This is a genomic window from Marinobacter bryozoorum, from assembly GCF_023156245.1.
Taxonomy (GTDB): Bacteria; Pseudomonadota; Gammaproteobacteria; order Pseudomonadales; family Oleiphilaceae; genus Marinobacter; species Marinobacter bryozoorum.
In genome coordinates, this window is record NZ_JAKZAH010000001.1 from 77,161 (window position 1) to 88,861 (window position 11,701).

General features: G+C 62.4%; 8 protein-coding genes. 3 read left to right on the top strand and 5 right to left on the bottom strand.

What is annotated here, in order from left to right; genetic code table 11:
* Positions 1 to 6: 6 nt before the first annotated feature.
* Positions 7 to 1,770 carry a SulP family inorganic anion transporter gene (locus MLC59_RS00325; protein ID WP_248230002.1) on the top strand — a complete coding sequence of 588 codons (1,764 nt, stop codon included), beginning with the start codon at positions 7 to 9 and terminating at the stop codon, positions 1,768 to 1,770.
* On the opposite strand, the gene MLC59_RS00330 is transcribed toward MLC59_RS00325, so the two are convergent.
* A complete protein-coding gene (locus MLC59_RS00330) occupies positions 1,711 to 4,317 on the bottom strand; it encodes a PEP/pyruvate-binding domain-containing protein (RefSeq protein WP_248230003.1) in 2,607 nt (868 codons plus the stop codon). The genes MLC59_RS00325 and MLC59_RS00330 overlap by 60 nt on opposite strands.
* Positions 4,318 to 4,319: 2 nt before the next feature.
* Positions 4,320 to 5,669 carry an NADP-specific glutamate dehydrogenase gene (gene gdhA, locus MLC59_RS00335; RefSeq protein ID WP_248230005.1) on the bottom strand — a complete coding sequence of 450 codons (1,350 nt, stop codon included), beginning with the start codon at positions 5,667 to 5,669 and terminating at the stop codon, positions 4,320 to 4,322.
* A gap of 187 nt (positions 5,670 to 5,856) precedes the next feature.
* On the opposite strand from gdhA, the gene MLC59_RS00340 reads away from it, so the two are divergent.
* Positions 5,857 to 6,516 (top strand): energy-coupling factor ABC transporter permease, encoded by a 660-nt coding sequence (locus tag MLC59_RS00340; protein WP_248230006.1) that lies wholly within the window; start codon positions 5,857 to 5,859, stop codon positions 6,514 to 6,516.
* On the opposite strand, the gene MLC59_RS00345 is transcribed toward MLC59_RS00340, so the two are convergent.
* Complete coding sequence (locus MLC59_RS00345; protein ID WP_248230007.1) at positions 6,481 to 8,583, bottom strand: putative bifunctional diguanylate cyclase/phosphodiesterase; 2,103 nt, start codon at positions 8,581 to 8,583, stop codon at positions 6,481 to 6,483. The two genes, MLC59_RS00340 and MLC59_RS00345, sit on opposite strands and share 36 nt — an antisense overlap.
* A gap of 179 nt (positions 8,584 to 8,762) precedes the next feature.
* Here MLC59_RS00345 and MLC59_RS00350 point away from each other — a divergent pair, with 179 nt between their 5' ends.
* Positions 8,763 to 9,818, top strand: a complete 1,056-nt coding sequence (locus MLC59_RS00350) for an NAD(P)-dependent alcohol dehydrogenase (protein ID WP_248230008.1) — start codon at positions 8,763 to 8,765, stop codon at positions 9,816 to 9,818.
* A 59-nt stretch (positions 9,819 to 9,877) separates the two neighbouring features.
* On the opposite strand, the gene MLC59_RS00355 is transcribed toward MLC59_RS00350, so the two are convergent.
* Both MLC59_RS00355 and MLC59_RS00360 read right to left on the bottom strand, forming a co-directional pair.
* Positions 9,878 to 10,408 (bottom strand): response regulator transcription factor, encoded by a 531-nt coding sequence (locus tag MLC59_RS00355; protein WP_248230009.1) that lies wholly within the window; start codon positions 10,406 to 10,408, stop codon positions 9,878 to 9,880.
* Complete coding sequence (locus MLC59_RS00360) at positions 10,401 to 11,699, bottom strand: sensor histidine kinase (protein ID WP_248230010.1); 1,299 nt, start codon at positions 11,697 to 11,699, stop codon at positions 10,401 to 10,403. The genes MLC59_RS00355 and MLC59_RS00360 overlap by 8 nt, the downstream gene beginning before the upstream one ends.
* Between the last annotated feature and the right edge of the window lie 2 nt (positions 11,700 to 11,701).

Here is an 11,701-nt window from a genome sequence, read left to right on the forward strand (position 1 = left end):
GCGATCGTGAAGCTGACCCGTTTCCTGCCGGTACTGGACTGGCTGCCGCACTACAACCGGTCTACCCTGGCCAGTGACCTGCTGGCGGCGGTGATTGTCACCGTCATGCTGATTCCCCAGTCGCTGGCCTATGCCATGCTGGCGGGCCTGCCACCCCAGGTGGGCCTTTATGCCAGCATCCTGCCGCTGGTGCTCTATGCCGTGTTCGGTTCCAGCCGGACGCTGTCGGTGGGGCCAGTGGCGGTCGCTTCACTGATGACCGCGGCAGCCCTGGGCAAGTTGTTCGAGCCAGGCTCAGGTGAATACTTGGCGGGTGCGATCCTGCTGGCGGTCATGTCCGGGCTGATGCTGGTGCTGATGGGCGTGTTCCGGCTGGGTTTCCTGGCCAACTTTCTCAGCCACCCGGTGATCTCCGGCTTTATTACCGCGTCCGGCCTGGTGATTGCCGCCAGCCAGCTCAAGCACCTGTTCGGGGTGAGCTTCGACGGCCATAACCTGCTGGAATTGCTGACCGGGCTGGTTGGGCAATTGGGGAATATCCACTGGCCCACCCTGGTCATCGGGTTCGGTGCCCTGCTGTTCCTGGTGGCCGCCCGTCGCTACCTGCAGCCCTTGCTGATGAAGGTGGGGCTGTCCCGGGCGGCCGCGGGCATGCTGACCAAGACCGCGCCGATCCTGGCCGTGGTGGTGACCACCCTGGTAACCTGGCTGCTGCGCCTGGATCAGAGCGGTGTGGCGGTGGTCGGAGATGTTCCCGGAGGCCTGCCGGGCCTGGTCATGCCCAGCCTGAACCTGTCCCTGTGGCAGCAGCTGGCGGTGAGTGCCCTGCTGATCAGTATCGTCGGTTTCGTGGAATCCGTATCCGTGGGCCAGACCCTGGCGGCCAAGCGCCGGCAGCGCATCGACCCGGACCAGGAACTGGTGGGCCTCGGCGCTGCCAACCTGGCCGCCGGTTTCTCCGGCGGCATGCCGGTGACCGGCGGGTTTTCCCGCTCGGTGGTGAACTTCGACGCCGGGGCGGAAACCCCGGCTGCAGGCGTCTATACCGGCGTGGGTATTGCCCTGGCCACCTTGCTGCTGACCCCCGCCATTGCCATGTTGCCGGTAGCCACACTGGCGGCCACCATTATCGTTGCGGTGGCAACCCTGATTGATTTTCCCGCGATTGTCCGGACCTGGCGCTATTCCCGTGCCGACTTCATGGCCATGCTCGCCACCATCGTGCTGACCCTGGGGCACAGTGTGGAGGCCGGTATCGTCGCTGGCGTGGTTCTGTCCCTCTGGTTATTCCTCTATCGCACCAGCCGGCCCCACAGTGCCATTGTCGGGCGAGTGCCCGGTACCGAGCATTTCCGTAACGTGCGCCGCCACCAGGTGGAAACCCGCCCGGAACTGGCCATGCTGCGAGTGGATGAAAGCCTGTATTTCGCCAATGCCCGCTTCCTGGAGGACTGTGTGCTGGACCTGGTGAGCAGTCGTCCCGAATTGAAAGACGTGGTACTGGTCTGCCCGGCGGTCAACCTGGTTGACGCCTCGGCGCTGGAAAGCCTGGAGGCGATCAATGAGCGACTTCACGACAGCGGGGTAAGGCTGCACCTGTCGGAGGTAAAGGGTCCGGTGATGGACCGCCTGCGGCGAACCTCGTTCCTGGAGAGCCTGACGGGCAAGGTGTATCTCACCACCTTCCAGGCCTGGCAGGCCCTGACGCCGTCAGAAGTGGCCGGCGACGAGGCGCTGGCGGGTGACATCGGCCAGCACGCGCAGGGGTGAGCCTTCGCATTCCAGGACGGTGACGCAGTCCTGGATGGCGGCCGGTGGAAGGTCCTGCTGCAGCAGGCTGTCAATGTGCCGCTGCTGGGCATGATGCTTCAGCCAGTCCGGATTCCAGGTGGAGTCCTGCTGGTCGGGGAAGATGGCCACATAGGCGATACCGGATTCCACCAGGTCCTGGAAGAAATGGGAGCCGAAGGACAGGTCCGGCACCATGCCGTTGCCCATATCGGCGATTTCCACCAGCAATGACACCCGGCTGATGTCGGCAAAGCCCACCGGAACCCCCAGTTCCGGGCTGCTGGTACCCCAGCGGCCGGGCCCTGCCAGCATCAGGTTGAAATGCTCCGGTGTCTGCCGGGCCAGGCGGCCCACCAGTTTCGCTACCTGGTGTTTGCCATTGAGGTCGAGGGCACTGTATTCCGCCGCCCTGACCAGGATGATGCGATGGATGGCCAGGTTGATGTTGCCGCCCATGAAACGCCCCTCACTGGCCATCAGCAAGCGCCTCGGATCCGGCCGTTCCGGCAGGGAAGCCGGCTGGCTGTCACCGATGGTGGCGAGGGGGCGACACTGGACCAGGTTGAGTCGAACCGGCACCTCGCTGTTATCCAGGTGTACCGTAAATTCCACATCCACCGGATGCTGGTAGGCCCTTTCAAGGGTTTTCAGCATGCGGCCGGCCAGCTCGATAAACTCCCCCTGGCGGATCAATGGCCGGAACGTCAGTCGCCATACCGGCGCGTCCAGGCCCAGCTCCCGCGCTCTCTGTGACGCCGCCCTGTCGGTTTCCCCCAGGCGCTCCAGGGGCAGGGACGGGGCTTCCCGCACCAGGGTGGTCAGGTCGGTGGTGGTCAGGCCCGGTCCGGTAACGTCCAGGGTGTCCACCAGGTGCTGGCTGAAGCGGTAGTTCTCTTCCAGGTTGCGGAACGGCTGCTTGAGGGGCTGGTCGAGGGCGATGACCCAGGCGTGGTCCCCCTGTATCCGGTCCACCGCACGGGTGCCCAGCCCCATCACCAGTCGCAGCATACCGGCTTTCGGGTCCATATCCGGCGCCCACACAAAGGTGTTTCGGGACACGCCCACTGCGGCGGCGTCGGGCAGGTACCAGTGGTCATGGAAGCGGCCATTGACCCGCTGGATCAGCAGGGCCATGGGTTCTTCCAGGTCCTCCAGGTCGCGGCCCCGGCGGTAGCTGAGGGCGTCCTCGCTCATGGTGGAGGCATATACCTGGCGTATGGCGTTTTCCAGTGCGGCCAGCCGCTGCTCCGGGTCGCCCTGGTTGATCAGGAACACGCTCTCGTACTTGCCCGCAAAGGCGTTACCGAAGCCGTCTTCCAGCAGGCTGCTGGAGCGCACCAGGATCGGGTACTGGCCGAAGTGGTCCAGGGTGCGGATCAGCTCCGGGCGTACCTCCGGCGGGAATTCCCCTTGGAGGATGGCCTCGCGCAGGGCAGGGGCCTCGTCGAAGAAACCTTCCCGGGTGCGGTGTTTCATGATCGCAGGCCACAGGCCGTTGTGGACCAGGAAGGCGTACCAGACGTCCGACGCCAGGAACATGGAGTCGTGGGGATCCAGTGCGCTCCCCCAGGTGTCCGGATCTTCCCTGGTCAGTATCGCCCGGGCCAGCAGCATGCCGACGGCCTTGCCACCGATATACCCGCTGCCGATGGTGCGGTTGTGTATGCCCGTGAGGTCGTCCAGCGACAGATAGTCCTCTGCCAGCGCCAGGATGCGCGGGTCGCGGCTCACCAGCACCTGGAGGATGCGCTGTACCAGCGCCCGGGCGCGATCGCTATCCGGTGCCTCACACTCCTCGGCTTCCAGGAACAACCGGTCCCAGCCGTCCAGTAGCTGCTGGGAGGCATGGGCCTGCTGTTCGATGGCGGCCTGCAGGCGGGTGGCGTTACTGCTGTCGGTCACCGGAATGAACTCGCCGTCCCGGTAGCGGTGGGGCAGGAACATGGTGGGTGACTGGCGCTGCCACACCTTGACCGGTTGCAGCTGCATGTCGTCATCGGCCCGGTGTACGTCGATCATCACCTGGGTGGTGGCGCGGATGCGGTCGAGGGTCTGCCGCGAGTGCCGTTGGGGCAGCAGGGCGAACCAGGCAACGGTATCGAGCTCGAACAGGAAGGGGCAGATCACCCGGAAGAAATAGCCCACCATGGTATCGGTGGCCCAGGCATTGAGAAGGTCGCTGAGGCAGTCGCACACGTAGAACGCGCCGCGGCCCCAGGTTTCCACCAGCTCCCAGATACGGGCGGTGAAGGATTCGAAACCGTCCCGGGCATCCACTTCGATGATGCGGATACCCGGAGCGGGTGCCAGCAAGGGTTCATGCTGGCCAAAACGCAGATAGATGATCTGGCGGCCGGCGGCAGTGGCAGATGCCACAAAGGGCGTCACAAACCGCCGGTAGTCGTCCAGGTCGGTGACCCGCCAGACCACGTTGTCACCAATTCTCAGGCCGTCCAGGACCTGGTCCAGCCCTGGCAGGCCGGTGGAGATCACCGGGGTGGCCTGAGTGTCAGTGACATCAGCCATGATCAGATCAGGCCCATGGCGTCCATGGCGCGGGCGACCTTGATAAAGCCGGTGATGTTGGCACCGAGTACATAGTTGCCCGGGGAGCCAAACTCTTCAGCGGTTTCAAAGGAGCTCTTGTGGATCTCGATCATGATGTCTTCCAGGCGCTTCTCGGTGTAGGCAAAGGTCCAGGAATCACGGCTGGCATTCTGCTGCATTTCCAGGGCACTGGTAGCCACGCCGCCGGCGTTGGCGGCCTTGCCGGGGCCGTAGGCCAGGCTGGCTTCCTGGAAGATCTGCACGCCTTCCGGCGTGGTCGGCATGTTGGCGCCTTCCGCCACGGCAATACAGCCGTTCTCTACCAGGGTCTTGGCGTCGCTGCCGTTGAGTTCGTTCTGGGTGGCGCAGGGCAGTGCTACGTCACAGGGTACGCTCCAGATGTTGCCATCTTCCACGTACTTGGCGTGCTTGTGGACGTCTGTGTAGGCGCTGATGCGGCGACGTTCCACTTCCTTGAGGCGCTTGACCACTGCCAGATCGATGCCCTTTTCGTCAACGATGATGCCACTGGAATCGGAGCAGGCGATAACCTTGGCACCGAGCTGGTGGGCTTTCTCGATGGCGTAGATGGCGACGTTACCGGAACCGGAAACGACGACGGTCTTACCGTCCAGGGAGTCACCGCGGGCCTTCAGCATTTCCTGGGTGAAGAACACGGTGCCGTAGCCGGTGGCTTCGGTACGGGCGCGGCTGCCGCCCCAGTCCAGGCCCTTGCCGGTCAGCACGCCGGACTCGTAGCGGTTAGTGATGCGCTTGTACTGGCCGAACAGGTAGCCGATTTCGCGGCCACCAACGCCGATGTCGCCGGCGGGTACGTCGGTGTACTCGCCCAGGTGACGGTACAGCTCGGTCATCAGGCTCTGGCAGAAACGCATGATTTCGTCGTCAGACTTGCCCTTGGGGTCGAAGTCACTGCCACCCTTGCCGCCACCGATGGGTAAACCGGTCAGGGCGTTCTTGAAGATCTGCTCGAAACCGAGGAACTTGATGATGCCCAGGTAAACGGATGGATGGAAACGCATGCCGCCCTTGTAGGGGCCAAGGGCACTGTTGAACTCAACGCGGAATGCCCGGTTGATATGGATCTCGCCCTTGTCATCCTGCCAGGGTACCCGGAAGATAATCTGGCGCTCAGGCTCACAGATACGCTGGATGACTTTCTTCTCGACAAACTCCGGGTACTTCACCAGAACCGGTCCGAGGGTTTCCAGGACTTCGTGTACGGCCTGGTGGAACTCGGACTCGCCGGGGTTCCGGTGCAGGACATCCTGAAAAATGGGCTCAAGTTTTTCGTCCAGGCGTGCCGGCATAGATTTCTCCTGATAGTGGGATTTAATGGTGGGTAATACTTATGGGAACCAGCTATTGCACCATGTTAGGGCCATTTTGGCAATCAATGATTGATTCAAGTCAGCGTTTGCTTTCTTTGTCCGGCCGGTCGTGACAGCATTTTGCCGGCTTTCCGGATACCTGCGTCCACCCATGTGAGACCTGTCTATGGGACTGACAGATAACCTTTTTCCGGTCTGGCTGTTGATCGTTACAGCGGTGCTGTTCGTGGGCATCCTGGTGCGGGCGATCCGTCAGACCGACTGGCAGTGGCTGCGCTCCGAGCAGCGTCTTCACCATTGCCTGTTTGGTGCGGCCGTGGTGCTTGGCTTCCTCTGGCAATTGCGGGCTGGCTTGTCGCCGGGGCTGAGCATTCATATCTTCGGCATGACCGCCGTGACCCTGATGCTGGGCTGGCGGCTGGCAGTCTTCAGTGGCCTGCTGGCACTGGTAATCGTTGTGATCACCGGGCGGGAGCCAGCCACCCTGTTTGCCGTTAATGGCCTGATAACGGTCATGGTGCCGGCATTGGTGACCCATGCCATCATGTGCTGGGAACGCCGGCGCAATTTCCGGAACTTCTTTGCCTATATTTTCTTTTGCGGATTCTTCGGGGCGGGTGCCTCAGTGCTGGCGGCTGGCATGACCATGGTGATCCTGCTCTGGCTGACTGGCGTGTACGACTGGTACCACCTGCAACATGACTATGTCCGCTACTTGCCGCTGTTCGTGCTGCCGGAAGGGTTCGTTAACGGCGCAGTGGTAACCGGGTTGATGGTTTTCCACCCGGAACTACTGTCCACCCTGGACGAACGCCGCTACCGTTAGCGGATGCCTGGCCTGCCACTGACGCACCCACTCTCCGATGTCGCCGGCCGGCATGGGGCGTGCTACCCCGAACCCCTGGATCTGGTCGCAGCCGAGGGTAGCGAGTACTTCCCCGTGCCGATCGGTCTCCACGCCCTCCGCCAGTACTGTTCGATTAAAGCGCTGGGCCATGTAGATCACGCTTTCCACGATGGCCCGGTCGCTGTCATCTTCCAGCATACGGAAGATGAAACTCTTGTCGATCTTGATAACGTCTACGGGCAGGCTGCGGAAATAGCTCAGGGAAGAGAAACCGGTACCAAAATCGTCCAGCGCGATTTGCACGCCCAGGTCACGGCATTCGTTGATCACCTGGCTGGCCCGGTGCATATCGTCAAGGGCCGTGGACTCGAGGATTTCCAGGGTGATCAGGGAAGGGTCCTGGTCCGGGTGATCCGCCAGGTACCGGCTGAGGAACCGTGAAAACCCGGGTGCCAACAGGTGTGCGGCACTGATGTTGATGCTTACCGCCAGCTTCAGCCCTGCCCTGGACCAGTCTGCCTGCTGGGCCAGGGCGTGCTTCAGTACCCACTGGCCAAATCGCTCTTCCAGGTGGCTGCCCTCGATAGAAGGCAGGAACTGGCCCGGTGCCAGCAGGCCGCGGTCAGGGTGCTGCCATCGTACCAGGGCCTCGACCCCGATGACCGCCGAGTCACGGAGCTGGATCTGTGGCTGATAGTAGAGTTCGAACTCGTCCTTCTGGATGGCCTGCAACAGCTCGGTAATCTGCTGACGACGTTGCTGGAGGTTTTCGTCCAGGGTGGGGTCGAAAAAGTGGTGGTTGTTACGGCCTTTCTCCTTGGCGGAGTACATGGCCTGGTCTGCGTGCCGTACCAGGCGCTCGCCATCAGAGCTGTCATGGGGGTACACCGTGATGCCCATGCTCCCGGTGATGTTGGCCGTGGTGGGGCCGATAGACAGGGGCTGGCGAACGGCATCCAGGATTCGCTGGTAGACCCGCTCGTCATCCACATTGCGCAACAGCAGCACGAATTCGTCGCCGCCAACACGGGCGACGGTGTCGTCGCTACGAATCGCCAGGCGCAGGCGGTTGGCAATGGTCACCAGGGCCCGGTCCCCCAGGCCCTGGCCGACCTGGTCGTTGATAGTCTTGAAGCCGTCCAGGTCCAGGTAACAGACGGCAAGTGGTTGCTGGTTCAGGTCGCAGTGGTTCATTTCCCGTTCCAGCCGGGTGACCATCAGTTGCCGGTTGGGGAGGCCGGTGAGGTCGTCATAGTGGGCCGCCCGCTCCAGTTCCTCGGCGTGGTTCTTGAGGGCAGTGATGTCCGAGAAACTGGCAACATAATAGTGCTCCCCGGGCTCGTCCAGTTGTACCCGGGTAATGGTCAGAAACTCCGGGTATTCCTCGCCATTCTTGCGCCGGTTCCAGATCTCCCCCCGCCAGAAGTTCTGTTCCTGGAGGGAGCGCCACAGTGAGCTGTAGAATTCCGGCCCCTGTCGCCCCGAGCTGAGCATGCTGGGGTTGTTGCCGATGGCCTCTTCCCGGGTGTAGCCGGTGATGCTGGTAAAGGCCGGGTTGACGTCGATAATCCGGTTATCGGCATCGGAGATGATAATGGCGTCCTGGCTACGCTCGAATACGCTGGACGTGATCTTGAGACGGCGCTCGAGCTCCTTGCGCTGGGTGACATCGATCAGTACGGCCATGAAGCCGCCATCGCCCGGGGATCCCGGCGCGACGGGGTTGCATATGGCCCGCAGCCAGAGGGTGCTGCCGTTCCTGCGATAAGTGAGAATGTCCTTGTCGAAGCCCTGGCCGGACTTCACCGCTTCTCGGATGGCGTTTTTCGTGGCGGTGTCGGTATCGGGGCCGGTCAGGAGTTCACCGGTGCGGTGCCCCCGGATTTCGTCCAGTCGGAAACCGGTCAACCGTTCGAAAGCGCGGTTGACCCAGCGGACCCGTCGCTGCGTATCGGTAATGACCACGCCGTTGCTTGTCTGGTGGGCGACTTCCGCCAGTAGGGCCGTCAGTTCGTCTATCTGGTGCTTGGAAGATGTGTCGTCCATACTCCGGGCTCGGGCTGTATAACAATGAAAAGAAGTGCTGCCCTGCGGTCGGGAGCTTGCGCAATCTGTGCAATACAGACTCCCAGTATAGACTTCCCTAGCGTAACGAATAGTTAGCTGATTATGATTAAGGTGCAAAACCAAAACAACGACAGATAATACAAAGAGGTAAAAAGACCATGTCAGACGTAAAGGGCTATGCTGCTACCTCGGAGCTCTCCGGGCTCGCCCCCTTCAGTTTTCAACGCCGCACGCCCCGTGCCGATGATGTTTCCATCGAGATTCTCTATTGCGGTGTCTGCCACACCGATATCCACTTCGCCGAGAACGACTGGGGGCGCACCAATTACCCGGTGGTTCCAGGGCACGAGATTATCGGCCGGGTAACCGCGGTTGGAAATGATGTGAATCAATTCACAGTCGGAGAGTTGGTCGGTGTTGGCTGTATGGTGGATTCCTGCCGTTCCTGTCCGTCCTGCGAACAGGGACTGGAGCAATATTGCCGTGAAGGCATGACCCCCACCTATAACGGTGAAGACCGCATTGACCGCCTGCGCACCTACGGTGGCTACTCCGAGCGTATCGTGGTCAGCGAGCGCTTCGTGGTGCGTGTACCGGACAAACTGGACCCGGCCGCAGCAGCGCCCATCCTGTGTGCCGGCATTACCACCTACTCGCCCCTGAAACACTTCGGCGTGGGCAAGGGCCACAAGGTTGGCGTCCTTGGCATGGGTGGCCTTGGTCATATGGGCGTCAAGTTTGCCCGGGCCCTGGGGGCCGAAGTCACCATCTTCACCCGCTCCGAAGCCAAGGTCGCCGAGGCGAAGAAGCAGGGGGCCGACCACGTCATCATTTCCACGGATCCGGAGCAGATGGCCGCCGCCACCGAGAGCTTTGACTTCCTGCTGGATACCATTCCGGTTCACCATGACCTGAACCCGTACCTGTCCACCCTGAAGGTGAACGGCACTCACATCCTGGTGGGCATGATCGAGCCTATTGAGCCCACGGTGCATTCCCGCAACCTGATCGGCAAGCGCCGTATTCTCACCGGCTCACTCATCGGAGGCATGCCGGAGACCCAGGAAGTACTGGATTTCTGCGCAGAGCACGATATCAGCTGCGATATCGAGATGCTGGACATCCACAATATCAACGAAGCCTACGAGCGCATGAAAAAAGGCGACGTGAAGTACCGCTTCGTGATTGACATGAAATCCCTCAAGGACGCCTGACCGACGGGGTTTCAGGGTCTGGATCGCAGTGAAAGGACTGGCTGCCGTCCAGATGCTGTTTATTCCCGCCAGCGGGAGTGCTTGCCCAGTTTGCGTTGCAGGGTTCTGCGGTGCATGTTCAGGGCGCGGGCTGTAGCCGATATGTTGCCGTCATTTTCCGCCAGCACCCGCTGGATATGCTCCCATTCCAGTTCCTCCACGGATGGAGGCTGGCTTCGGAGCCCGGGCTCATGGTGGTCCGGCTCGAACCCGTCGATGATCTGGTCCGCCGTTACCGGTTTGCACAGGTAGTTCACCGCGCCCTTTCTCATAGCCTCCACGGCGGTGGCAATACTGCCGTAGCCGGTGAGGATCAGCACTTCCAGGTCCGGCTGCCTGGCCAGCAGTTCCGGCAACAGCTGCAGGCCACTTCCCCCGGCCAGGTTCAGGTCCAGCACACAGTGGCGGGCGCCACTGGCGTTAAGCTGGAGCAGCGCCGATTCCGGGTCATGGGCCTGTACACAATCGATGCCCCGGCGGCCCAGGGACCGGGCCAGGGTGGCGGCAAAGGTTTCGTCGTCGTCGACGAGCAGCCAGGGGGTGTCAGTCATGGGCGGCCTCCTCGGAAACAGCCGGCAGTTCAATGGTCATGGTAGTGCCTCTGTCAGGGCCTGCTGTGCGGGCTTCGGCACTGAGCCGACCCCCCAGGCGCTGGATCGTGGCGTTGGAGAGGAACAGCCCAACCCCGAGCCCCTGTTCCGAATGAACCGGACGCTGGCCGGGCAGGGTGTCCTCGATGCCGGCGCCCTGGTCAATAATACTCAGCTGCATCCGGTCGTTGTGGTAGCTGGTGGCTATTTCGATGCCGTCGGGGCTCGCCCGCAGGGCATTTCCGACCAGGTTCAGCACCGCCTGGTCCAGGGTCGCATCCACCTGCACGGCCGCAGTGGGCGGATGTTTCGCCCACTGGATACGAGCCCCTGGCCACAGCAGGGTGGCTGATTCCCGCAGGCGGTGCAGCCAGCGGTCAACCGGGAGGGTCTCGGTGGCGGCTTCCCGGGCCCTGACGGCGGCTTCGGTCATCGTCTGCAGCTGTTCCCGGCAGAGTCCCAGCTGCTGGTTCAACAGGTCAAGGTCCTCGCGGAAGGGCGCACTCTCCGGAGTGAGCTTCAGGTCATCCACCACCAGGGTCATGGTATTCAGTGGTGTGCCCAGCCGGTGGGCCACGTTGGCTGCGGACAGCCCCAGGGCAATGATCTGTTCATCCCGCAGGCGTTCCTCGCGACTGCGGGCCAGGGCCTGCTGCTGTTCCCGCAGCCGTCCGGCCAGGGAGCCCACCACCACCAGCATGATGGCCGCCGTCAGGGCAAAGGTACCCCACATGCCCATCAGGTGCAGGTGCATGTAGTCCGAGTGGGTGAGGTTGGCTGGCGGTGGAACCGGGAATAGCATCAGCACGGTGTACACCACGATGGCCAGCAGGGTGATGAACAGGCTCTGGCGCAGGGGAATCAGTACCAGGCCGGTGGCCAGCGGCAGCAGTAACTGGGAAACCAGCGGATTGGTGAAGCCACCGGTCAGGGCCAGCCAGATGCCCAGTGCGACCAGGTCGGCCGCCAGTGAGAAGGTGACCGGCAGCGCCAGTCGTGGCGGATGCCGGGTCATCCAGAGCCAGCTCGCTGCGGCAAACAGGGCGTGGGCAACAGTCACCAGCAGGGGTGCCGGCCCGGCCAGGGGTGGGGCCAGGAACCAGAGGGTCGCCAGTGCCAGCCACTCCATGGTCACCATGGACAGGCGCATCAGCAACAGGTAGCGGGCAGACTGGCGGAACCCCGCCTGGGAAATGGTGTGCAGTTTCATGGCGAGATTATAGTTCGCTCCTGTGATGGCTTGCCGCGACATTC

Excerpts from the sequence above, each read along its gene's own strand:
- MLC59_RS00330 (WP_248230003.1), bottom strand. The coding sequence starts at position 4,317 with ATGGCTGATGTCACTGACACTCAGGCCACCCCGGTGATCTCCACCGGC.
- gdhA (WP_248230005.1), bottom strand. The coding sequence starts at position 5,669 with ATGCCGGCACGCCTGGACGAAAAACTTGAGCCCATTTTTCAGGATGTC.
- MLC59_RS00340 (WP_248230006.1), top strand. The coding sequence starts at position 5,857 with ATGGGACTGACAGATAACCTTTTTCCGGTCTGGCTGTTGATCGTTACA.
- MLC59_RS00345 (WP_248230007.1), bottom strand. The coding sequence starts at position 8,583 with ATGGACGACACATCTTCCAAGCACCAGATAGACGAACTGACGGCCCTA.
- MLC59_RS00350 (WP_248230008.1), top strand. The coding sequence starts at position 8,763 with ATGTCAGACGTAAAGGGCTATGCTGCTACCTCGGAGCTCTCCGGGCTC.
- MLC59_RS00355 (WP_248230009.1), bottom strand. The coding sequence starts at position 10,408 with ATGACTGACACCCCCTGGCTGCTCGTCGACGACGACGAAACCTTTGCC.
- MLC59_RS00360 (WP_248230010.1), bottom strand. The coding sequence starts at position 11,699 with ATGTCGCGGCAAGCCATCACAGGAGCGAACTATAATCTCGCCATGAAA.